This is a genomic window from Phaeobacter sp. BS52 (assembly GCF_045040595.1).
In the GTDB taxonomy this organism is placed as follows: domain Bacteria; phylum Pseudomonadota; class Alphaproteobacteria; order Rhodobacterales; family Rhodobacteraceae; genus Phaeobacter; species Phaeobacter piscinae.
The window spans coordinates 709,952-732,637 of the sequence record NZ_CP090662.1 but is presented as its reverse complement, the minus strand read 5'-3'; the positions used below and the strand labels follow the sequence as shown (position 1 = coordinate 732,637).

General features: G+C 61.2%; 22 protein-coding genes and 3 pseudogenes. 12 read left to right on the top strand and 13 right to left on the bottom strand.

The window, feature by feature from the left end:
• Positions 1 to 50 precede the first annotated feature (50 nt).
• The 3 genes from infC (at position 51) to L0Z65_RS03550 (ending at position 1,443) form a co-directional block, all read left to right on the top strand.
• On the top strand, positions 51 to 599 hold the full coding sequence (gene infC / locus L0Z65_RS03560) for a translation initiation factor IF-3 (RefSeq protein WP_040170869.1): 549 nt from the start codon (positions 51 to 53) through the stop codon (positions 597 to 599).
• Between the two features lie 201 nt (positions 600 to 800).
• Positions 801 to 1,028, top strand: coding sequence for a hypothetical protein (locus L0Z65_RS03555; RefSeq protein WP_405110833.1), 228 nt, complete (start codon positions 801 to 803; stop codon positions 1,026 to 1,028).
• Between the two features lie 100 nt (positions 1,029 to 1,128).
• Positions 1,129 to 1,443 carry a methyl-accepting chemotaxis protein gene (locus tag L0Z65_RS03550; protein WP_405110830.1) on the top strand — a complete coding sequence of 105 codons (315 nt, stop codon included), beginning with the start codon at positions 1,129 to 1,131 and terminating at the stop codon, positions 1,441 to 1,443.
• Positions 1,444 to 1,510: 67 nt separating this feature from the next.
• Here L0Z65_RS03550 and L0Z65_RS03545 read toward each other — a convergent pair whose 3' ends face one another.
• The 8 genes and pseudogenes from L0Z65_RS03545 to phaC all read right to left on the bottom strand — a co-directional run bounded on the left by L0Z65_RS03545 (position 1,511) and on the right by phaC (position 10,981).
• Positions 1,511 to 2,299, bottom strand: a complete 789-nt coding sequence (locus tag L0Z65_RS03545) for an FAD binding domain-containing protein (protein WP_405110827.1) — start codon at positions 2,297 to 2,299, stop codon at positions 1,511 to 1,513.
• Positions 2,300 to 2,385: 86 nt separating this feature from the next.
• Positions 2,386 to 4,753 (bottom strand): annotated as a pseudogene (locus tag L0Z65_RS03540) (xanthine dehydrogenase family protein molybdopterin-binding subunit).
• Positions 4,754 to 4,907: 154 nt separating this feature from the next.
• Positions 4,908 to 5,393 (bottom strand): (2Fe-2S)-binding protein, encoded by a 486-nt coding sequence (locus L0Z65_RS03535; protein WP_405110825.1) that lies wholly within the window; start codon positions 5,391 to 5,393, stop codon positions 4,908 to 4,910.
• Positions 5,394 to 5,511: 118 nt separating this feature from the next.
• Positions 5,512 to 6,516: a molybdopterin-binding protein gene (locus L0Z65_RS03530; RefSeq protein WP_405110822.1), complete on the bottom strand. Its 1,005-nt coding sequence runs from the start codon at positions 6,514 to 6,516 to the stop codon at positions 5,512 to 5,514.
• Positions 6,513 to 7,522: pseudogene (locus L0Z65_RS03525) on the bottom strand (XdhC family protein). The gene L0Z65_RS03530 and the pseudogene L0Z65_RS03525 overlap by 4 nt, the downstream one beginning before the upstream one ends.
• A 209-nt stretch (positions 7,523 to 7,731) precedes the next feature.
• A complete protein-coding gene (gene phaR / locus L0Z65_RS03520) occupies positions 7,732 to 8,292 on the bottom strand; it encodes a polyhydroxyalkanoate synthesis repressor PhaR (protein ID WP_096789376.1) in 561 nt (186 codons plus the stop codon).
• A 274-nt stretch (positions 8,293 to 8,566) separates the two neighbouring features.
• Positions 8,567 to 9,010, bottom strand: coding sequence for a hypothetical protein (locus L0Z65_RS03515; protein WP_040170543.1), 444 nt, complete (start codon positions 9,008 to 9,010; stop codon positions 8,567 to 8,569).
• 132 nt (positions 9,011 to 9,142) lie between these two features.
• Positions 9,143 to 10,981: a class I poly(R)-hydroxyalkanoic acid synthase gene (gene phaC, locus L0Z65_RS03510; RefSeq protein WP_405110817.1), complete on the bottom strand. Its 1,839-nt coding sequence runs from the start codon at positions 10,979 to 10,981 to the stop codon at positions 9,143 to 9,145.
• 145 nt (positions 10,982 to 11,126) lie between these two features.
• Between phaC and phaZ the strand changes: the two genes are divergently transcribed.
• Together phaZ and L0Z65_RS03500 are read left to right on the top strand one after the other, a co-directional pair.
• Positions 11,127 to 12,401 carry a polyhydroxyalkanoate depolymerase gene (phaZ, locus tag L0Z65_RS03505; protein WP_405110814.1) on the top strand — a complete coding sequence of 425 codons (1,275 nt, stop codon included), beginning with the start codon at positions 11,127 to 11,129 and terminating at the stop codon, positions 12,399 to 12,401.
• Positions 12,402 to 12,475: 74 nt separating this feature from the next.
• Positions 12,476 to 13,048: a DUF6151 family protein gene (locus L0Z65_RS03500; RefSeq protein ID WP_405110811.1), complete on the top strand. Its 573-nt coding sequence runs from the start codon at positions 12,476 to 12,478 to the stop codon at positions 13,046 to 13,048.
• 20 nt (positions 13,049 to 13,068) lie between these two features.
• On the opposite strand, the gene L0Z65_RS03495 is transcribed toward L0Z65_RS03500, so the two are convergent.
• From L0Z65_RS03495 to L0Z65_RS03485, 3 genes are all read right to left on the bottom strand, one after another.
• Positions 13,069 to 13,944 carry an alpha/beta fold hydrolase gene (locus L0Z65_RS03495; RefSeq protein WP_405110808.1) on the bottom strand — a complete coding sequence of 292 codons (876 nt, stop codon included), beginning with the start codon at positions 13,942 to 13,944 and terminating at the stop codon, positions 13,069 to 13,071.
• Between the two features lie 6 nt (positions 13,945 to 13,950).
• Positions 13,951 to 14,394, bottom strand: coding sequence for a VOC family protein (locus L0Z65_RS03490; RefSeq protein WP_405110805.1), 444 nt, complete (start codon positions 14,392 to 14,394; stop codon positions 13,951 to 13,953).
• 106 nt (positions 14,395 to 14,500) lie between these two features.
• Positions 14,501 to 15,280, bottom strand: coding sequence for an alpha/beta hydrolase (locus L0Z65_RS03485; protein ID WP_405110803.1), 780 nt, complete (start codon positions 15,278 to 15,280; stop codon positions 14,501 to 14,503).
• Between the two features lie 242 nt (positions 15,281 to 15,522).
• Between L0Z65_RS03485 and L0Z65_RS03480 the strand changes: the two genes are divergently transcribed.
• The 6 genes and pseudogenes from L0Z65_RS03480 (at position 15,523) to L0Z65_RS03455 (ending at position 21,395) form a co-directional block, all read left to right on the top strand.
• Entirely contained in the window at positions 15,523 to 16,527 is a 1,005-nt protein-coding gene (locus tag L0Z65_RS03480; RefSeq protein WP_405110802.1) for a DUF4105 domain-containing protein, read from the top strand.
• 172 nt (positions 16,528 to 16,699) lie between these two features.
• Positions 16,700 to 18,646 (top strand): threonine--tRNA ligase, encoded by a 1,947-nt coding sequence (gene thrS / locus L0Z65_RS03475; RefSeq protein ID WP_405110799.1) that lies wholly within the window; start codon positions 16,700 to 16,702, stop codon positions 18,644 to 18,646.
• Positions 18,647 to 18,880: 234 nt separating this feature from the next.
• A pseudogene (locus tag L0Z65_RS03470) lies at positions 18,881 to 19,187 on the top strand (DUF2282 domain-containing protein).
• Between the two features lie 67 nt (positions 19,188 to 19,254).
• Entirely contained in the window at positions 19,255 to 20,103 is an 849-nt protein-coding gene (locus L0Z65_RS03465) for a DUF692 family multinuclear iron-containing protein (RefSeq protein WP_405110796.1), read from the top strand.
• Positions 20,100 to 20,855: a putative DNA-binding domain-containing protein gene (locus tag L0Z65_RS03460; RefSeq protein WP_405110793.1), complete on the top strand. Its 756-nt coding sequence runs from the start codon at positions 20,100 to 20,102 to the stop codon at positions 20,853 to 20,855. Before L0Z65_RS03465 ends, L0Z65_RS03460 begins: the two co-directional genes overlap by 4 nt.
• 3 nt (positions 20,856 to 20,858) lie before the next feature.
• Positions 20,859 to 21,395 carry a DoxX family protein gene (locus tag L0Z65_RS03455; RefSeq protein WP_118068207.1) on the top strand — a complete coding sequence of 179 codons (537 nt, stop codon included), beginning with the start codon at positions 20,859 to 20,861 and terminating at the stop codon, positions 21,393 to 21,395.
• Between the two features lie 79 nt (positions 21,396 to 21,474).
• Here L0Z65_RS03455 and L0Z65_RS03450 read toward each other — a convergent pair whose 3' ends face one another.
• On the bottom strand, positions 21,475 to 21,843 hold the full coding sequence (locus L0Z65_RS03450; RefSeq protein ID WP_102896727.1) for a hypothetical protein: 369 nt from the start codon (positions 21,841 to 21,843) through the stop codon (positions 21,475 to 21,477).
• A 40-nt stretch (positions 21,844 to 21,883) separates the two neighbouring features.
• A complete protein-coding gene (locus L0Z65_RS03445; RefSeq protein WP_405110790.1) occupies positions 21,884 to 22,204 on the bottom strand; it encodes an arsenate reductase family protein in 321 nt (106 codons plus the stop codon).
• A 220-nt stretch (positions 22,205 to 22,424) separates the two neighbouring features.
• On the opposite strand from L0Z65_RS03445, the gene L0Z65_RS03440 reads away from it, so the two are divergent.
• Complete coding sequence (locus tag L0Z65_RS03440; protein WP_014875099.1) at positions 22,425 to 22,631, top strand: cold-shock protein; 207 nt, start codon at positions 22,425 to 22,427, stop codon at positions 22,629 to 22,631.
• Positions 22,632 to 22,686 lie beyond the last annotated feature (55 nt).

Sequence of the window (22,686 nt, the reverse complement as noted above, 5' to 3'; positions counted from 1 at the left end):
GGACCGTTATTTTCCGGGCACTTTTCCGAAGTGACAGAAGGATAGACGTCATAGCCCGCAGACCCCATAATGCGCCGCCGCAACGCGACACCGGCCCGCGCACCAACGAAAAAATCCGTGCTCCTGAAATTCGCCTGATTGGCGCCGAAGGAGAAAACGTCGGCGTGGTTCACCCCGCCAAGGCGATGCAGATGGCAGAAGAGGCCGGTCTCGATCTGGTCGAGATTTCGCCCAACGCCACCCCGCCCGTGTGCAAGATCATGGATTACGGCAAGTTCAAATATGAACAGCAAAAGCGGGAAAGCGAAGCACGCAAGAAGCAGAAGATCATCGAGGTCAAAGAGGTCAAGTTCCGTCCCAACACGGACACCCATGACTACGACGTGAAAATGCGCAACGTGTACAAGTTCCTGGAAAACGGCGACAAGGTGAAGATCACCCTGCGGTTCCGTGGCCGCGAAATGGCCCACCAGAACCTGGGCCGTGAGCTGCTGCTGCGTGTTGCAGAGGATATCAAGGAACTGGGCAAAGTCGAAAACATGCCCAAGATGGAAGGCCGTCAGATGATCATGATGATCGGCCCGCTGCCGCAGAAATAATCCCTGCCGCAACATCTGTTATGCAAAACCCCGCCCCCTCCGGTGCGGGGTTTTTTTGTGCCTGCGTCGCCCATGGGGAGATTTCCTCCGGAATTGTGTTTGGTGCATTCAATACTCACGTTTTCTTTACGCTCCCCCCTTAGCTCCTGAAGGGAGTTCGGTCGCTTCCGACAAAAAACAACCGCAAATATGGAGCCTCCCTTGAAGCCTCTCAGCGACGTCCAAAACAGTGCCTTCATGGCCATCGCCCCCTGCCGTGCCGCCTCTCTGGCGCTGGTGGTTCTGGCCAATGAAGACAGCCAGCACGCCCCAGACACCATGAAGGAGCTGCTGGATCAGTCGGTACACCGGATCAGGGCCGCTTATGAGATGCTGACTGCCGGGCTCGATAAATTGCTGGCGGAAAGTGAATATGAATTGCTGAGCTGATCTTGGCAGCCAGCGCAAGAAATCCATTGATGCGCTGGCCCCTTTCGCCGAGGTGCTGAGCACACAATCTGATGGCCAGATCCTGGAGCGCGTGCGCGAGATGCCGTCGCTCACCGCGCAGGCGCTCTACAAGGTCGAACCAATTGTGTCGCAGTTCCTGATCGACATGACCAAGAATATGTTTGAGGCACAGAAATCCCGCGACAGCGCCCGCGACGAGGGGATGCGTGATGCCATTGAGAACGCAGAAACCGTGGGCCGTCATATTCAGCTGATTGCCTTCAATGCCTCGATCGAGGCGGCGCGCATTGGCGATCAGGGCAAAGGGTTTGCAGTGATCGCGTCGGAAATCCGCAACCTCTCGGGGCGCACACAGACATTGCTCGACACGATGTCAGGCTATCTGCGCGCCTGACCCCTCCAGATAAAAGAACCAGCCCCGGCGCGGCGCCGGGGCTGGTTCTTGTTCCAAAATGGCGGGGTTATCCCGCAGCAGCCACCGCCCGTTTGGTGATCACCCCAACCAGATGCGCCCGGTAGGCCTTGGTGCCATGCAGATCGCCGATCATCCCATCCGGATCCACACTGAGGCCCTCAATGGCATCGGGGGAGAAATTCGCCGATAGCGCCGCCTCTGCCGCGCTCCAGCGGAAGACACCTTCCTCGGAAGCGCCGGTCACGGCCACACGCACACTGTCTGCAAAGCGCGCAACGAACACCCCAACAAGGGCAAAGCGCGAGGCCGGCTGAACGAATTTCTCGTAATGCGCCGCCTGTGGCACCGGCAGGCGGATATTGGTGATGATCTCCCCCTCCTCCAGCGCGGTGGTGAACAACCCCTGAAAATAATCATCCGCTGTAATTTCGCGTCTGTTGGTCACGATGGTGGCACCGCTGGCGAGTGCTGCCGCCGGGTAGCAGGCTGACGGGTCGTTATTGGCGAGCGAGCCGCCAATGGTGCCCCGGTTGCGCACCGCAGGATCGCCGATCTGCCCCGCCAGCGCCGACAGGGCGGGGTAGCTGTCAGCGGTGGCGGCTTCGACCTCGCCGTGGGTGGTGGCGCCGCCAATGGCCAGCCCGTCGACATCCGGGCAGACGCCCCGCATCTCGGCAATGCCGCTGAGGCTCACCAAGGTGCTGGGCATCGCCAGACGCTGTTTCAGCGTCGGGATCAGGGTCTGCCCCCCACCAAGCGCCTGCGCGTCCTCCGCGCCCAGGGCCTTCACCGCATCCGCGATGGTCGAGGGCTTCTCGAACTCGAATTCATACATGTCGTATCCTTTCCGAAAACCGGCTGACCGGCTGTCATCTTTCCGAAAATACTCCGGGGGTATGGGGGCAGCGCCCCCATGAACCCTTAGCCATTCATCGCCGCCCAGACCCGTGCCGGGCTCAGGGGCATGTCGATATGGGTGACATCCTTGCCAGCCGATTGCAGCGCATCTACCACCGCATTGACCACCGCAGGCGGCGTGCCAATGGCGCCAGCCTCACCGCAGCCCTTCACGCCCAATGGGTTATGCGTGCAGGGCGTCTGGCAGGAATGATCCACTTTGTAGAACGGCAGATCATCGGCGCGGGGCATGGCGTAGTCCATGAAGGACGCCGACAGCAGCTGCCCCTCGTCATCATAGACGCACCCCTCCAAGAGCGCCTGACCGATGCCCTGACCAATGCCACCATGGACCTGGCCGTCGACAATCATCGGGTTGACGATATTGCCAAAGTCATCAGCCGCGGCAAAGCTTTCGATGGTGACTTTGCCCGTGTCGGGATCCACCTCTACCTCGCAGGCATAGGCGCCTGACGGGTAGGTGAAATTCGCCGGGTCGTAAAACGCAGTCTCCTCCAGCCCCGGTTCGATATCCTCCAACGGGTAATTATGCGGCACATAGGCCGCAAGGGTCACATCACCCCAGGCCAGCGATTTATCTGTGCCGAGCAACAGTGAACTGGCCGTCCTTCAGCTCGATATCCGCATCGGAGGCCTCCAGGATATGGGCTGCGATCTTCTTCGCCTTGGCGATGATCTTCTCGGTGGCGCGCACCATGGCAGAGCCGCCGACTGCCAGCGAACGCGAGCCATAGGTGCCCATGCCCATCGGTGCCTTGTCGGTATCGCCATGTTCGATTTCGACCATATCCTCCGGGATGCCGATCATATCGGCGATCACCTGCGGGAAGGACGTCTCATGCCCCTGCCCATGGCTGTGACTGCCGGTCATGACGACGATACCGCCAGTGGCATTCACCCGCACCGTCGCACTTTCATAGAGACCAGCACGGGCCCCCAGCTGCCCCACGAGGTTCGACGGCGCGATGCCGCAAGCCTCGATATAGCAGTTGACGCCAAGCCCGCGCAGCTTGCCCTTGGCCTCGCTGGCGGCGCGGCGCGCATCAAAGCCGCTGAGATCGGCGATCTCTTCCAGCTTGTCCATGGTCGCCACATAGTCACCGGTGTCATATTCCACCGCAACCGGCGTGGCATAGGGGAACTCGGTGATAAAGTTCTGTCGGCGCAGCGCAATCGGATCCACGCCCAGCTCGCGCGCGGCCTTATCAATGACCCGCTCCAGCTGATAGGTCGCCTCCGGCTATACCAGCGCCACGATAGGCATCAACAGCAACGGTATTGGTGAACACCGCCTTCACGTTCACATAGATCAGCGGCGTTTTGTAATTGCTTAGCCATCAGCGTGCCATGCAGCCAGGTCGGGACCGAGGGCGCAAAGGTCGACAGATACGCGCCCATATTTGCATAGGTTTCCGTGCGCAGCGCGGTGAAGTTGTTGTCCGCGTCCAGCGCCAGTTCGATCTTGGTCACATGATCGCGGCCATGGGCGTCAGACATAAACGCCTCCGACCGGGAGGAGGTCCATTTCACCGCCCGATTGAGGGCCTTGGCAGCAAAGGTGCAGAAGGCCTCTTCGGCGTAGTGGAAGATCTTGGAGCCAAAACCGCCCCCCACATCCGGGGCCACAACACGCAGTTTGTGCTCCGGGATGCCCAGCACAAAGGCGCCCATCAGAAGGCGGATCACATGTGGGTTCTGCGAGGTGGTATAAAGCGTGCTGTCGCCAGTGGCGCGGTTGAAATCCCCCACCGCCACGCGCGGCTCCATCGGGTTTGCGACCAGACGGTTGTTGACCAGTTCCAGCGTGGTGACATGGGCCGCATCCTTGATGGCCTTGTCCACGGCATCGCGGTTTTCTTCTACAAATCCCCAGTCATAGCAGAGGTTTGAGGTCAGGTCGTCATGCACCTTTGTGGCGCCATCCTTGACCGCTTCTTTCATGTTGATGACCGCAGGCAGGTCCTCGATCTCAACGGCGATGGCCTCCGCGGCATCGCGCGCCTGCTCGGCCGTTTCAGCGACAACGGCAGCGATGGGATCGCCGACATGGCGCACCTTGCCCTGAGCGAGCACCGGATGGGCTTAGCTCCTGCATCACCTCACCGTGACGGTCGGTCACCTGCCAGCCGCAGGGCAGCCCGCCGACACCTTCAAAATCCGCACCGGTAAAGATCCGCACCACGCCGGGCATGGCGGCGGCATCAGCGGTGTCGACTGAGGTCAGCCGACCATGGGCCACATCCGAGCGCAGGAAATGCACATAGGCCTGGCCGTTCAGGTTAATGTCATCTGTGTAATTGCCGGTTCCGGTCAGGAACCGCACGTCTTCGCGCCGTTTTGGGCTGGCGCCGATGCCGCTATCCTTTGGCATTGTCCAAATCTCCTCCCTGGACGGTCTGCACGCGGCAGACCTCTTGGTCATGCTTTGGTTCTGAACTGGGCCGCCTGTGCGACCTCCGTGCCCGCCTGTCTTCCCGGCCACGGTGCTGTGGCTCCCATTGAGGCGGGGTCTGGGGGGGCTGGCGCTATTCTGCCGCGACGGCAGAGACGTCCTGACCCGAAGCCGCCATGATCGCCTTGACGATATTGTGGTAGCCGGTGCAGCGGCACAGGTTGCCCTCAAGGTATTCGCGAATTTCCTGTTCGCTGGGCTTTGGGTTGTCTTTCAACAGCGCTGCCGCAGACATCACCATGCCCGGCGTGCAGAAGCCGCATTGCAGCCCGTGATGATCCTGAAACGCCTGCTGGATTGTGTTCAAGGTACCATCCGGGGCGGCTTGCCCCTCGATCGTGGCAACTTCTGCGCCGTCAGCCTCTGCCGCCAGCATGGTGCAGGATTTCATCGCCTTGCCATCGACATGCACAACACAGGCGCCGCATTGGCTGGTGTCGCAGCCGACATGGGTGCCGGTCAGGCCCAATTCCTCTCGCAGGAAACCGGACAGCAACGTGCGCCCCTCGACCTCTCCGCTGGCAGTCCGACCGTTTACGGTCATTGTGACTTTCACCATCAACTCCTCCCTTGGCTCGCGTAAACTCGCTGGCAGAAGTTAAGCACGGCGCAACAGCCGGCGCGAAGCATTATTCGCAGGGCTTGGACTAAAGTCGCAGGGCGCTGCCAGACCTCGCTCAGACGTCGCTGCGGCGTGGGCGGGGCCGTGTGGGGATTTCTTTGAGGAGGCCACCAACCCCCATCGCGGCGATATCAGCGCTGCTCACATCGATCCCGCAGACCAGCCGTTCCAGCACCCAATCGGCGCCGTTCAAGGCAGGCGAGCGCGCACAGCCCGGCAAGCCCAGCACCGGACGCCCTGCCAGATCACCCAGAAACAACAGATTGCCCGGATCCACCGGCATGCCAAAACGGGCGACCTCACCGCCAGCCGCCCGAAGCGCAGAAGGGGCCACATCTAACGGATCCGAGGTAGCCGACCCGGTGAGGATCAGGATCAGATCGCTGTCTGCACCAACCGATTGCAGGGCGGTCGCCAGCTCTGCCTCGCGGTGCGCCACCACCTGCCGGGGGGCCATCGACATGCCGAACCGGTCAAGCCGCCCGATCATCGCGGCGCGCCCCTTGTCTGGCGGAGTCTCCGCGCTGGTGCGGGTTTCGATCAAGGTGGCGCGGCGCAGCTGAGGTGGGATCAGACGGATCGCCCCGGCCACGTCGCAGGTGGCGGCTGCAAGCGCGGCCTCCTCCACCGCGTAGGAGATGATCTTGGCCGTGGCCACCATGCCGCCCGCATCTGCACGGTGATAATCGGGCACGGTCGCCAGCGTGATCATCGGATCGACCGCATTCAGCGCGTTGATCCGTTCGGCATCCACTCGGATCAAACCGGGGCCAAGCGCATGAAGGTTGACCCGCCCTGCCCCGGCACCGGATATCCGCAGACCCAGGGCTGCGGCGTCGGGCAGCAGCGCCTCTGCCAGCATCTCTGCCGCGCGGTCTTCGTGGATATCACCCGGTTCCAGCTGCGCCACGGTCAGCTGACGATGCCCAGCGGCGGCAAGATCGGCCAGATCCTGCGCCGCCAGTCGGGTGCCCTTGGCGATACGATGCTCCGCGCCCTGCAGAGAATGCGCCAGATAGCAGCCCGCCGCCTCATTCAGGGGCACTGCACCAAAGATCATGATCTGCGTCCGCGCAGCACGGCCGTCATCTCGGCAATGATGGACACAGCGATTTCAGCTGGCCCAGCCGCACCGATATCAAGCCCGATGGGGCCATGGATGCGCTCAATGGCGGCTGCGTCAAACTCGGCCTCCTGCATCCGCGCGACCCGTTTGGCGTGGGTGCGGGTTGATCCCAGCGCACCTATGTAAAAACACCCAGAGCGCAGAGCGGCCTCCAGCGCGGGGTCGTCGATTTTCGGGTCATGGGTGAGCAGCACAACAGCGGTGCGGGCATCAAGGCCGAGGACCGCAATCGCCTCGTCCGGCCAATCCTCCACCAAGGTCTCCCCCGGGAAGCGTTCAGCGGAGGCAAAGGCCGCGCGCGGGTCGATAATCACCGGGTCATAGCCTGCAATGCGCGCCATCGGTACCAGCGCCTGCGCGATATGCACCGCACCCACCACAATCAGCCGCAGAGGCGGATTATGCACCGCAACGAAGGTCGCACCGTCCGCCTCAACCCCTGATTGGTCCATGCGTTTGCGATCAGTATAGCCCTCCGCGTCCAGATGCCCCGCGCCACTGTCGAGGTCCACCACATAAGACACCGCGCGGCGTTCGGCGCGGGCGGCGACCAGATCGGTCAACGTGTCTTCGGCGAGTGTGCCGCCGATGGGTTCAACCAGAATGCGGATGGTGCCGCCACAGGCCAGCCCAACGGCAAAGGCATCTTCGTCGCTGACGCCAAATTCCAAAAGCCGGTGACGCCCGTCGGCAATCGCCTCCTGCGCCGCAAGGATCACCGCACCTTCGACACAGCCGCCTGAAACGGAGCCTTCGATCCGGCCATCGCTGGCGACCGCCAGTTGGGGCCGGTGCGGCGTGGGGCGGATCCCCATGTCTGCACCACCGTGGCCAGTGCCGCGCCTCGGCCGCCTTGCTGGCCACTGTCCTTGCCTGCACGGTGCCAGTCGAGCGCCGTTTCAGGAATGTTATCAAAGCGCTGCAATCCGGGTGCCGACATCTGAAACCTCTGGGTTGGGGCGATCGCCGCGTGGTGGTCCATAACCGGACAAGTCCCGCCGCAGACAGGGCGGGCAAGGCCGACGATAGACAGAACGGGCCGTGACCTGACGGGTTTAGTCTAGCGCCGGAGCGCAGACAGCGGGATCAAAAACACTCGCGCGCCCTTGCGACTTTGGTCGCAGGAAGGCGCGCAGGGTGTGCGTCGGATCACTTCAGCTTGGACAGTTTGTCCTGCAACTCGGCCAATTGGCGTTTGATATCATCCAGCCCGTCACCGTCCTCAGCGCTCTCGGCGTCACCGGATGATTGGCTCGCCGCAGGCCAGCCGCCGGAGAATCCTCCGGCCATCGCCTTCAGAAAAGCTTCCTGCTGCGCCTTGATCGCCTCAAACCCCGGCATCTGTGCCATCGGGTTCATCGCATTCATGTTCTCAACCATCTTGCTTTGGTTCTCGCGCAGCATCTCAAACGAGCTTTGCAGGAACTGCGGCATCACACCGCCGCCCGGCACCATATAGCTGCGCACCAGATCGTTGAGCACATTCACCGGCAGGATATTCTCGCCCCGGCTTTCGTGTTCGGCGATGATTTGCAGGAGATACTGACGGGTCAGGTCGTCCCCGGTCTTGAGGTCGACAATCTGAACCTCGCGCCCCTCCCGGATGAAGCCGGCGATATCCTCCAGCGTCACGTAGTCGCTGGTCTGCGTGTTATAGAGCCGCCGACTGGCATATCGTTTGATCAACAAGGGTTTATCCTGATCCGACATGTCACTTCTCCCCAGACATGATGCGTTGCAGCAAAGCCTATGCGAGCGCAGAACAAAAGGGAAGCGTTACGCCAAGCAGCGCAACAATTGATCGTCGGATCCAATAACCGGCCCACCCCGTTTCCGGAGCTGGGCTGCTTAGCCCCCTCGCAAGCCCTGATTGGGCAACCGGAATGGAACAACGAAAAAGGGCAGGTCCGATGACCTGCCCCCTTAGGTGCAAAGAGATTTTATTGGGAGGAGTATAAAACCCCTTTGCAAATACGCGCGGCGCTTACTTAGCGGCGGCTTTTTTCGCAGCGGAGGTCACGTCGTTGGTGGCCTTCTTCACAGCGGCGGACGCCTCTTCGGACATGTCCTTGCCAGCCGACATCAACAGCTCAACGGTGTCCATCTGAACCTTTTTCGCAACTTCAGCAAAGGCGGCCATGTTCTCGGCAGCCACTTCAGCGGAGGCGGACGCGAAATCAGTTGCCGCTTTGGCGTAATCCGCAGGCTCAGCCTGTGCTTTGGAGACGTCGCTCAGCTTGGTCAGAGTTTCTTTGGCCCAGCTGTTGGAAATCTCGGCGGACTTCTCAGCGGCCTGCAGGGCAACGTTGGACAGTTTTTCGTTCAGGGCTGCGGTGGTTTTGAACGCATCTTCCATCGCGGTTGTGTCAACCGGAAACGCACCCATCATGTCTTTCATCATCGCGGTAAAATCTTGGGTCTTAGCCATTGTACTGGTTCCTCTTGGTTACGCGGCCAGATCGTTCTGCCGCCTTCGCATGACCCCAATATTGTTTCTGCATCGCAGCATTTCAAGATTTTTATTGCTGCAATGCAGAATATTTTTAGGAACGACCTAAAATCAATCGCTTGCCTGACGGCGGGCCTTCACCCGCACATAGTCTCCCGGCGCTGGCGTCAGCGGCGGATACTGGGAATCGCCGGGATCACGGGCCGGAACCTGTTTGCCGGACCGTTTCTTGAGCCAGCTTTCCCAACGTGGCCACCAGGATCCTTCGTTGAAGGTGGCCCCCTCCCGCCAGGCCTCGGCATCCACCTTCAGATCGGTATTGGTGTAATGGCCGTATTTGTTGCGGGTCGGCGGGTTAACGATGCCTGCAATATGACCCGACTGCGCAACCACAAAGGTCTTTGAGCGCGATCCCATCTGCTGCACGCCGCGATAGCAGTCTTTCCAGCGCGCGATATGATCGGTCTCGCAAGTGATTGCCATCACCGGCACAGTCACGTCGCGCACATGCAGCGTGTGGCCCATAAGCTCAAACCCCTCGCGCACGAATTCATTGCGCTGGCACAGGCCGCGCAGATACTGCATCGCCATCCGTCCGGGCAGGTTGGCGCCATCGCCATTCCAATACAGCAGATCAAAGGCCGGGGGCGTTTCCCCCATCATATAGCTGCGGATGGCCGGGCCGTAGACCAGATCGTTGGAGCGCAGGAAGGAAAATGTCCGCGCCATAATATAAGAGCGCAGCAGACCGTTGTTGGTAATCTCCTCCTCAATCCCGTCGATGAAGTCGTTTTGCAGGAAGGGCGTGAACTCCCCCTGATCGGAGAAATCTGTCAGCGCGGTGAAAAACGTCGCCGATTTGATCGAGGTATCGCCCCGCTGTTTCAGCAGCGACAGAGTCAGGCTGAGAGTGGTGCCCGCAATACAGTAGCCGACAGCATTGACCTGTTTGACCTTGCAGATCGACTTGGCGGTCTCGATCGCGCTCAGATAGCCCTTCTCGATATAGTCCTCCAGCCCCAGATCGGCGTGCTCCGCGCTGGGGTTGAGCCAGGACACCACAAACAGCGTATAGCCCTGCTCGGTCACCCATTTGATCAGGCTGTTCTGCGCCTTGAGGTCGAGAATATAGAACTTGTTGATCCAGGGCGGGAACAGCACGATCGGGGTCTCATGCACGGTTTCCGTGGTGGGGCGATACTGGATCAGCTCCATCATCTCGTTGCGGAACACAACTTCGCCGGGTGTCGTGGCGATATTGCGGCCGATTTCAAAGGCGCTCTCATCCGCCAGTCGCACCACCAGTTCGCCGTCATTGGCCTCCAGATCGGCAACCAGATTCTCCAACCCCTTGATCAGCGACTGACCTTCGGTCTCCACCGCCTTTTCCAGCGCGTCGGGGTTTGTCGCCAGAAAATTGGTGGGCGCCATCATCTGCACGATCTGGTCGGCAAAATAGCCGAGCCGCCGTTTGTCGATGTCGTCGATATCCTCAACCTCGGCCACGGCGTTGCGGATCGCCTCGGCATTGGTGAGATACTGCTGCTTGATAAAGTGGAAATAGGGGTTTGATTGCCACATCGGATTGGCAAAGCGGCGATCCGCTGGCGCAGTAGACGCAGTGGGCGCGGTCTCGTCAGGGCTGTCGCCCTCCAGGGATTTCGCCAAAAGCGACTGAGCTTCGGCGAAATTCACCACCGCCTGGCCCCAGTAAGCCACTTGTTTTTCCAACAGCTTTGCCGGGTTTTTCGCCATTTCCGACCAATAGGCCGTTGCTGCGCGTGCAAAAAGCTCTTGATTCGGACCATCCAGCGAAGCGGGGTGAGATTTTTTCTGAGCCAGAACATCCATCAGACGTTTTGAAAGTTGCTCAACCTGCTCCATATTTTTTTTAATTCGTTCAATATGTTCCGGTGAGACGTCCGGATCCCTGCTCTCACTTGTTGTCATCTTAACAAATCCCCCGTAATCTTTCTGCTATGCAGAATACTGTCCGCCCATCATACGACAAAGCAGTGAAACGTCCGATGGGTTGTGACACAACCGCACGTGGATTCAGATCGGATCCAAGCGGCCAACGCAATGGAGATATAACATGCGTTACATGATGTCGTACGATCTGATGGAAACCATGCGCAACACCAACCAGTGGCTTGGCGCAACGGCCCTGTCGATGGCGTCGAACCCCGCCTTTGCCGCGATCCCCAATCCGGCGCTCAGCTGGATGGCCGCCTGGGGCGAGGTCACGGAACGCAGTTTCCAGCGCATGGTGACCAAACCGGACTGGGGCATTTACACCCAGACCTGCGCCGATGGCCGCGATCACGTGGTGGAAATCGACACGGTTGTGGAACGCCCCTTTGGCGATCTGCTCCATTTCCGTGTGGCAGGCCGCGCCGAACAGCCGCGCAAGGTGCTGCTGGTGGCGCCGATGTCGGGCCACTACGCAACCCTGCTGCGCTCCACCGTCAAAAGCCTGATCGAAAACTGCGAAGTCTATGTCACCGACTGGCATAACGCGCGCGATATTCCGGTCTCCGCAGGCAAGTTCGATATTGAAGATTACACCCTCTACCTGGTTGATTTCATGCGCGAGATGGGGCCGGACACCCATGTGATTGCGGTCTGCCAACCGGCGCCGCTGACCTTGGCGGCCACCGCTTATCTGGCGGAACAGGATCCCGGCGCCCAGCCCTGTTCGCTGACGCTGATTGGCGGGCCGGTAGATCCCGATGCGACCCCCACCGATGTGACGGATTTTGGCCGCCGGGTCACCATGGGCCAGCTGGAAGAAACGATGATCCAGCGCGTCGGCTTCAAGTATAAGGGTGTGGGCCGCAAGGTCTACCCAGGCCTGTTGCAGCTCAGCTCCTTCATGTCGATGAACGGTGAGCGCCATTCCAAGGCTTTTATGGACCAGATCCAGCGCGTCAGCCGGGGTGAGGCGTCGGATCACGACGCCCACAACCGGTTCTATGACGAATATCTCGCCGTGATGGACATGACGGCGGAGTTCTACCTCTCCACTGTGGAGCGTGTCTTCAAAGGGGGCGAAATCGCGCGCAATGAATTTGTCGTCGCCGGGCACAAGGTGGATATCGGCAAGATCACCGATGTGGCGGTCAAAACCGTCGAAGGCGCCAATGATGATATCTCGGCGCCCGGTCAGTGCATCGCCGCGCTGGATCTCTGCACTGGCCTGCCGGAGACGAAAAAGGCCAGCCATGTGGAGCCGGGGGCGGGACACTATGGCATCTTTGCCGGGCGCAGCTGGCGTGACAATATCCGCCCTCTGGTGATCGAATTCATGAACGCCAACGCCCGCAAGACAAAGAAACCGGCCGCGAAACGCGCCAAGGCAACCGCCTGACGCACTGCCAACAGCTGGACCAGGCTGGACAGGGGTTTGACCCAATCGGACGATGACACAAAGGAGCGCCCAGAATGGCCGATCCGCTGAGTTTCGCATGTGACTGCGGCAAAATCCGTGGCGAGCTGTCGCAAGAGGCGCGCAAGGCGGGCACCCGTATTGTCTGCTTCTGCGCCGATTGCCGTGCCAATGAAATTTACCACAACCAGCCCGACCCGGCGCCCGGCCCGGTTGATCTGTTTCAGGTCAATCCCGACGGGGTCCGGTTCCATCAGGGACAAGATCTGTTGCGGCTCATGCGGCTCAGTCCGAAGGGGCTGTTTCGCTGGTACGCGGGCTGCTGCGGCACCCCAATGGCCAATACGCTGGCCAAACCCACGCTGCCCTTTACTGGGCTGCGGTCGGATCGATTTGCCGATAAAGATGCGCTGGGCAAGGTCCGCGCGCGGGCGTTTGTTCCGAAACAGGGCAAACAGCCCCGCACCGAAGGTGCCGCACGGATGGTCATGTCGCTGTTGAGCCGAATGATCTCGGCGCGGCTGTCAGGCCGGTGGCGGGAGACACCGTTTTTCGACGTCGAAAGCGGTGAGCCAGTGTCAAAGCCAGAGGTGATTAGCAAGGAAGAGCGCGCAGCCCTGCTCCGCTAACCTCCGTATAAATAGCTGATTCAGCTGGTCTTTAGCGGGTTTGTCAGGGTCAGTGGCGGTAGCGACGGCGCTGCCGGTTGTGCCCCGCCCGCAGCGGTAGGTGCAGTCTCCCGCGACGGGTCCGGTCTCTCGTCCTGATCCGGGGCAACCTCGGCCAGCCATGCGGCCATGGCACCGGTCACCTGATCCGGTTGTTCCAGCGTTGGCAGATGGCCTGCCTCCTCAACCACGCACAACCGGGCGTTCGGCATCAGGGCAGCCATGAATTCATGACGTTTCAGCGGCGTCAGCCGATCCTGCGCCCCGCAGAGGATCAGGGTCGGCCCCTTGAAGCGGCGCAGCGCCGCCTGCTGATCGGTGCGCCGCTGCAAGGCCCGCGCCTGCGCCACGAACAGCTCCGACCCAAGTGTGCAGCCCTGCTGGTAGATCATGTTGAGGATATCAAGCCGCTGCGGCGACGGCGCCAGACAGTCCACCGGCAGGCAGCTGCGCAGAACATCCTCCAGCCGTCCACTGCGGGCTGCGATGATCAGCGGCTCCCACTCGGCGGCCTGCGCCGGCGTATCGGGCAAGGGGCTTGTCGACATCAGACACAACCGGCTGACCCGCTCCGGTGCGCGGCGCAGGATTTCCATCGCAACGATGCCGCCCATCGACAGCCCTGCCAGCGCAAACCGCGCTGGCAGTTGTGTCAGCAGATGATCGGCGATGCGCTCAATCCGGTCGCCGCCCAGAAGCGGCGCCACCATGGTTGGCAGCACGCCGGAAAGCGCCCGCAGCTGCGGCACGAAGACTTCCGCCGTGCCCATCAGCCCCGGAAGCATCACCAGAGGGGCACTACCCGGCCCGCCTGCGCGCGTCTCGGTCTGCCCTGCTCTGCCCAGTTGATCTGCCACCCGCGCCTATCCTCCTGCCTCGGTCCCGTAGCCGTTCCAGCGAAACGCGCCGTCGTCAGACAGCGGCGAGAACGGATTATGCGCGATTTCCCAGATATGGCCGTCGGGCGCGCGAAAATAGCCGATAGTGCCGCCCCAGAATACCTCCCCCGCCGGGCGCAGGATTGTGGCGCCTGCCGCCTCGGCCTTGGCCAGAAGCGTGGCCACATCCGCAGCACTGCGGGTGTTGTAGCTGAGGGTCATCGCCCCGGTGCCCAGCTCCTCCACCGGCAGGCCAATATCCTCAGCGAGCGCCGCCAAAGGATACAGCCCCAACGTCTGTGAGATCAGGTCAAAAGCAATGACGCCATCGGGGCTCTCCGCGCGCTGCCAGCCAAGCGCCTCGTAGAAGGCGGCGGCCTGCGCCATGTCGGGCACCCCGAGGGTGATCAGGCTGATGCGTTGGTCCATCGGTTCCTCTCCTGCCCATGACACCCCTGATGAGGGAGGCCTCGTATTTTTAACAGCTCGTGGTGCGCGTTAGATTGCACCCTGCGAAGGGCGTTCTCCTTTCAGCTTAGCGGATCCCATCCGCGCCAGATAGCCCCAGAACCTCTGCAACAGCTGTTTCGATCAGGGCAAGACAGGCGGGATCCGAAAACCGGTGATCGGCATCTTTGACCAGTTGCAGGCGCATATCGGCGCAGGTGGCATGATCCAGCAATCGCAGTGCGGTTTCCGTGCTGACGGCGGTATCGGCGGTGCCTTGCAGGCAACGCACCGGCATCGACAACACCAGCGGATCGCGCAACACCAGATGGGTGCGCCCGTCCTCGATCATGCGTTTGGTGATCACATAAGGCTCCATATAGTCGCTTGGCAGTTCGACCTGTCCGTGTGCCTCCAGCTCCGCCTTCTGGGTATCGGTGAAATTGGCCCAATAGCCATCCTCGGTAAAATCAGGTGCGGCAGCGATGGTGACCAGACCCGCCACCCGCTCCGGCAGGGTCCGCGCCAGCAAGAGCGCCTGCCAGCCGCCCATAGAGGAGCCGACGGGAACAATTTTGCCCGTGGTCAGCGCCTGAACCGCTGCCAGCGTGTCCTGATGCCAGTCGCCAATGCAGCCGTTTTCAAATGTGCCGGTGCTCTCACCGTGGCCGGAGTAATCAAACCGCAGAAAGCCTAACCCCCGCGCCTGCGCCCAGGCTTCCAGATGTATCGCCTTGGTGCCCTCCATGTCGGATTTCAGCCCGCCCAGAAACACCACCGTCGGCGCCGCTGTCTCGCCGCTTGCGGGGGTCAGATGATAGGCCAGGCGGCGGCCGGTATCAGTGTCCAGAAATTGGGTTGCGGTCATACTTTCCCCCGTTGGTATCGTGCCAAATCACAGGCCTTCAGATTTGCCACGGCAACGGCGCGACGGCAATGGCGTGTTTGACCGCAGCCGCATGGGATCCCGGCACAGATCGGCCAAGGTGCAGCGCGGCAACGCCTTCAGACTTGGCGACTTTTGACCGACGCAACACCCTTGCGACCCATCGCCGCCATGCCTAGGGTCCGCGCGATATCCCTCTTTGCCCCACGATCAGGAGCCAGCCCTTGCCCCGTGCCCTTCGTCTTTTCTGTCTCGGCCTCCTCTGTCTGCTGATCCTGCTGACCACCGTCTGGGGGGCCATGGCATTGTGGTACCGGCTGCCCGTCGACAGCCTCTGGCGCACAGCCGCAGCTTCCGGCTTTGCCGGTCTTGGTCTGGCCACCCTCTGGGCGGTGATCCGGGGGCGGGCCTTGCGCGGGCTGTCGACCTTCTGTCTCGCGCTTGCGGCGCTGATCTGGTGGTGGGCGAGCCTCACACCTCCGGCAGAGGCGAATTGGTCGCCCGATGTTGCGCGGCAGGTCACTGGCACCCGCGACGGCGATATCCTGACGCTGACAGATGTGCGCAATTTCGACTGGACCACCCCAACCGAATTCACCCCCCGCTGGGAAACCCGCAGCTATGACCTCAGCCAGCTGGAAACCGTCGATCTTTTTATGTCTTACTGGGCCGGGCCGGAGATGGCGCATATGATTGTCAGCTTCGGCTTTGAAGATGGCGCGCATATCGCCTGGTCGGTGGAGGTGCGGCGTCAGGTTGGTGGTGGCTTCTCCCCCATCGCGGATCTGTTCAAGACGAATACGCTGGTGCTGATCGCCGCAGACGAACGCGACGTGGTCGGCACCCGCACCAATGCCCGCGGTGAGGATGTGCAGCTGTTTCGCATCGACACTGATCCGGACACCGCCCGCGCGCTGCTGATGCAATATGTCGAGGCCGCCAACAGGCTGGCCGCGCAGCCGCAGTGGTATAATTCACTGACCTCAAACTGCACCACCGTGGTGATGACGATGATCCGCACCATCGTTGAGGACGTGCCGCTGGACTGGCGGGTGCTGGCCAATGGCTACCTGCCCGAATACGCCCATGATCAGGGGGTACTGGCCACAGGCTACAGCACTGAGGAGCTGCGCGAACGCGGCAGTATCACCGCCAAAGCGCAAGCCCAGGGCATCACGCAAGACTACTCCGCCCTGATCCGCGCAGGTGTGCCAGCCCCTACCCCCTGATCCAGGCCCCTGATCCTGCTTCTACATTTTCTGGCACAAAATATCCCGGAGCGCGCGCGGGGCTGGCCCCTCGCCCGCTTGACAGCCTCGCGCGCCCCTGCCAAATGAGCACAACACCATAACCCGCAACCGGGCGTTCAGTGGGCGCCAAACCGACGAGGAGTGCCGATATATGGCCCAAGTCTCTCTCACCTTCCCCGATGGCAATGCACGATCCTATGACGCAGGCATCACCCCTGCTGAGGTCGCATCCTCCATCTCTACCTCACTTGGCAAAAAAGCGATCTCTGCCACCGTCAATGGTGCGCATTGGGATCTGCAGTGGCCGATTGACACCGACGCCTCCATCGCGCTTCACACTATGAAGGACGAAGAGCAGGCCAATGAGCTGATCCGCCACGATCTGGCCCATGTGATGGCGCGCGCGGTGCAGGAGATCTGGCCCGACACCAAGGTCACCATCGGCCCGGTGATTGAAAACGGCTGGTACTACGACTTCGACCGCGCAGAGCCCTTCACCCCCGAAGATCTCGGCACCATCGAAAAGAAGATGAAAGAGATCATCAACAAGCGGGACGAGGTGCGCACCGAGGTCTGGGAGCGCGACCGCGCGATTCAGCACTACACCGACAACAATGAACCCTATAAGGTCGAGCTGATCGAGAGCATCCCCGGCGATGAGCCGCTGCGCATGTACTGGCACGGTGACTGGCAGGACCTTTGCCGTGGCCCGCACCTGCAACACACCGGCCAGTTGCCGGGTGATGCCTTCAAGCTGATGTCCATCGCAGGCGCCTATTGGCGCGGCGACAGCGACCGCGCCATGCTGCAGCGGATCTATGGCGTTGCCTTCACCGGCAAGGAGAAGCTCAAGGCCCATCTCCACATGCTGGAAGAGGCTGCCAAGCGCGATCACCGCAAGCTGGGCCGCGAGATGAACCTGTTCCACATGCAGGAAGAGGCACCCGGCCAGATCTTCTGGCATCCCAACGGCTGGAAAATCTATACCACCTTGCAGGACTACATGCGCCGCATGCAGGACCGCGACGGCTATGTCGAGGTAAACACCCCGCAGGTGGTGGACCGCAAACTGTGGGAGGCCTCCGGCCACTGGGACAAATACCAGGAAAACATGTTCATCGTTGAGGTGGACGAGGATCACGCCCGTGAAAAGGCCGTGAACGCGCTGAAGCCGATGAACTGCCCCTGCCACGTACAGGTGTTCAATCAGGGCCTCAAATCCTACCGCGATCTGCCGCTGCGCATGGCCGAATTCGGCTCCTGTGCGCGCTATGAGCCCTCGGGCGCGCTGCATGGTATTATGCGGGTGCGTGGGTTCACTCAGGATGATGGTCACATCTTCTGCGCCGAGGATCAGATCGAATCTGAAACCGCCAAGTTCATCGCCTTCCTGTCCAAGGTCTATGCCGACCTCGGCTTCCACGACTGGACCATCAAGCTCTCGACCCGCCCGGAAAAGCGGATCGGCAGCGATGAAAGCTGGGATCTGGTGGAGAAGGCGCTTGGCGATGCCTGCAAGGCGGCAGGCTATGACTATGAACTGCTGGAGGGCGAAGGTGCCTTCTACGGTCCCAAGCTGGAATTCACCCTGACCGACGCGATTGGCCGGAATTGGCAGTGCGGCACCCTGCAGGTGGATCCTAACCTGCCGGAACGTCTGGATGCGAATTTCATCGGTCAGGACGGCAGCAAGCACCGCCCGTTCATGCTGCACCGCGCCACCCTTGGCAGTTTTGAACGATTCATCGGCATCCTGATCGAAGAACACGCAGGCAAGCTGCCGTTCTGGCTGGCCCCGCGTCAGGTGGTTGTCGCCTCCATCACATCGGACGCGGATGACTATGTGAACGAAGTGGTTGAAACCCTGCGCGCCGCCGGTGTGCGCGCCGAGGCCGATATCCGAAACGAGAAGATCAACTACAAGGTCCGCGAGCATTCCGTGGGCAAGGTGCCGGTCATTCTGGCCGTCGGTCACCGCGAGGTCGAAGAGCGCACCGTCTCCGTCCGGCGTCTGGGCGAGAAACAGACCAAGGTCGAAGCGCTGGACGCTGTAACAAAGACCTTGGCGGTTGAGGCAACGCCGCCGGATCTTCTGTAACATTTCTGCGGTCTTTTGCTGATCTTTACCCATTTACCGGCCCCCACTTGCGGGGCCGGTTTCTTTTTGCGCATGGTTTTAAGGGTTCGGCAGCCAGAAGGTTGTAATATACGGTCACAGCTGCTGACGCCCGCGTGAGACACAGGCTCGTGAATTCAAAGACTTCCCGGCCTGAGCTAATGTCTGACTTGTAACACCGCCCTCGCAACCAATTTCCAAAGAAGGAAGACACCAATGTCCAACACTGCAAAATCCCTCGCCGTCGCTGGTGCCGTTGCTGCTGCGCTGACCTCTGCCATGGTCACCCCGGCTGCTGCCCAGTCCAAAGAGAAATGCTATGGCGTCTCCCTCGCCGGTCAAAACGACTGCGCCGCCGGTCCCGGCACCACCTGCGCCGGCACCTCGACCGTCGATTATCAGGGCAATGCCTGGACCCTCGTGGACGCCGAGCAGCTGCGAAGGCATGGATCTGCCAGCGATGGCGGATGGCAGCGACCGCAAGGGCTCGCTGGAGCCGCTGGAGCGTGACCTGCCTGCATAAGCAGAGGATTAAGGCCAAGGGCGGGGAGGTCTCCCGCCCTTTTTGTAACCGGACCAGAGGACCTGCCATGCTGGACGCCGCCCCTTCCCTGCCCGCCGCAGCCGGTGTTGGCTACAAGCCGCAGCATTTTGCCGATATCCTTGCCGATGCTGGCCCAGTGAAATGGCTGGAAATCCACGCCGAAAACTACATGGGCGACGGTGGCCGCCCGCTGGCGCAGCTGCGCCACCTCTGCGAAGAGTTTGCCATCTCCGTCCATGGCGTCGGCCTCTCCATCGGTGGCGAGGGGGCATTGGATGCCGATCATCTGGCACGGCTGAAACATCTGGTCGGCTGGCTCAATCCGGCGAGTTTTTCTGAGCATCTCGCCTGGTCCACCCATGACAGCCATTTCTACAACGACCTGCTGCCGCTGCCCTATACAAATGCCACGCTGGCGCGGGTCTGTGATCATATCAATCAGGTGCAAGACAGCATCGGCCGACGGATGCTGCTGGAAAACCCCTCCAGCTATCTCGCCTTTGCCGAGAGCAGCTGGTCGGAGCCGGAGTTCCTGGCAGAGATCACCCGCCGCACCGGCTGCGGGCTGCTGCTGGATGTGAACAACGTCTTTGTTTCTGCCACCAATCTCGATTTCTCGCCGCAGGGCTATATCGATGCTTTTGCGCTGGATCAGGTCGGCGAGATCCACCTGGGCGGCCATGACGAGGATGAGGACGACCACGGCAAGCCGCTGCTGATTGACAGCCACGGCGCTGAGGTGGTGGATCCTGTCTGGGCGCTGCTGGATTATACGCTGGCCAAATCCGGCCCCAAACCTGTCCTGGTTGAATGGGACACCGATGTGCCCGACTGGCCCGTCTTGGCCGCCGAGGCAGAGCGCGCCGCATTCGCGCTGGAGCGCGTCCCGGCATGACTGTCTCGCAAACAGATTTCACCCGCGCCATGATGGACGCGGCCCAGCCAGTGCCGGAGGGGCTGCTGGATGCGACCGGCCAGCCTGCCGGGCGGCGGTTTAGCGTTTATCGCAACAATGTCGCCGTCTCCCTGACGGAGGCGATGCACAGCGCCTTTCCCCTGATTGCCAAGCTGTTGGGCAAACAGAACCTTGATGGGCTGGCCGGTCTGTATCTGCGCACCCATCCGCCCTCCTCGCCGCTGATGATGCACTATGGGGCGGAGTTTCCAGATTTTCTTGCCGGGATGGAGCAGCTGAAACACCTCGGCTATCTGCCGGATGCGGCGCGGCTCGACCTGGCCCTGCGCCGGGCGTATCACGCGGGCGACGCCACGCCGGTTGACCCGGCGCGTCTGGCAGCCCTGCCCCCGGCGGCGCTGATGGCGACCCGGCTGACGCTGGCCCCCGCCGTTGCCCTGCTGCGCTCACCCTGGCCAATCTATGACATCTGGCGCTTCAATACCGAAGAGAACGCCCCCAAGCCCCGGCATATGGCGCAGGATGTGCTGATCACCCGGCCCGAATTCGATCCAGTTCTGCAGGAGTTGCCTGCGGGTGGTGCCGACTGGATCACCGCCATCGCAGGTGGCGCCACATTGGAAGAGGCGCTGACCAAGGTTCAGGCCGACCACCCGGATTTCGACCTCTCACACCCGCTCGCCCTGTTGCTGCAAGGCGGTGCAATCATTGACCTAGATCGCAAAGGATAACCGATGCACGCGCTTGTTTCCTCCTACACCTCTCTCACCGGCAGGGCCGACAGATTGTCGGCGTTCATCGTCCCAACCCTGGCGCGGCTGGTTTTTGCGGCGGTTCTGTTGGTTTACTACTGGAACTCCGCCGGGCTGAAGACGGATGGGTCGATCTTCTCGCCCTCCGCCGGGGCCTTCGGCCAGATCTTCCCGCATGCGGCTGAGGCCGTGCTCTATGATGTCTCGCAGCTCAATATCTTTCAGCGGTTGGTGATTTTTGCCGGGACGGTGGCAGAATATGTTCTGCCCGCACTGATCCTGGTCGGGCTGCTCACCCGGCTCGCCGCCCTTGGCACCATTGGCTTCATCTGGGTGCAGACCATCGTCGATGTGACCGGCCATGGCGTCAAACTGGGCAGTCTTTTTGACAATGCCATAGGTCTGGTGGATCAGCGGGTGATGTGGACATTCCTGCTGCTGGTTCTGGTATTCAAGGGCGCAGGCCCGCTGTCGCTGGATGCGCTGGCGCGACGCGCCACGGCGCCTGCCGCCGCCTGATCTGATCTGCTTTCAAATCCAAAAAAGGCGCCCTGCATCCGCAGCGGCGCCTTTTTTCATGACCATTATTCATGTCGGTTCAGAAATGCGCTTTCGGCTCATCCGGTTTGCCCGCCGCCAAGGCAAGCAACCCAGCCAGCAGCGCCAGTGAAATCGGGAAGATGGTAAAGACATTCAACCCGAACCCGGCAAAAAGTCCCGCCGCCGACGCCAGTAGCAGCACCCCGCCCCACAGCGCGCGGGAGATCGCCATCGCGCCACCCGCCAGCGCCAGAATGGGCGAGATCACCGCCAAGAGCCGCAGCTGATCGACATTCTCGACCTGCCGGGCAATCCCGTCGACCTCGCCAAAATACTCGACGGCGGCGGTATAGCCATATCCCGCAAACCCAACCACCATGCCAATCAGCCCGGCCACGATGCCCAGCACCAGCGCTGCATTGCGCATTGCCGCTCTCCTCATCTACTCCGGAACTGACATGGGGATCCTAGCCCTCAACGCCAAGGGACGCCTTGGTTTTGGCGTCCCAGCCGAGGTGCAGATCGTCCCCTGATCTGATCAGCGGACGTTTCATCAGCGTCGGATGGGCCTTCAGCAGATCCAGCGGTTCCCCCGCCCGCTCCGCCTCGCTCAACCCGCGCCATGTGGTGGAGCGGGTATTGACCAGGCGGTCGCCAAACTGCGCCAGCGCCGCTGTGAGAATGGCCTCCGGCACACCATCGGCCCGAACATCGACCAGCTCCGCCTCCGGCAGCTGTTTCAGCGCCTTGCGGCAGGTGTCACAGGTCTTCAATCCAAAGAGTTGCACGTTTTTTCCTTTCCCGAGGGGGCGGCTCAGCACAATTTATGGTAGAGCTGCACTGTTTTGCTTGATTTTTACATGGTCCGTGCAAAAGTTAAAACCGGGTTGGGACAATCTCCCTGGCCTGTTCTGTCAGCGCACTGCGGCGGAACCGATCATGTCGCCCGAAAACACGAAATTATCGTGTGTTCATGGCGGCTCACTAGAAGGAAGGAGACACGGGAACATGGCGAGTGGCACCGTGAAATGGTTCAATACAACCAAGGGCTATGGCTTTATCGAGCCGGAAGGCGGCGGCAAAGATGTGTTTGTGCACATCTCACAGGTTGAACGGTCGGGGCTGACCGGCCTGGCGGATAATCAAAAAGTTGATTTCGAGATGACCGAAGGGCGCGATGGTCGCCAGATGGCCAGCGACATTCGCCCCCAATGATCGCGATACGGCTGCGCCGAGGGTGACCCTCGGGCGCAGCCTGCCGCACCACCAA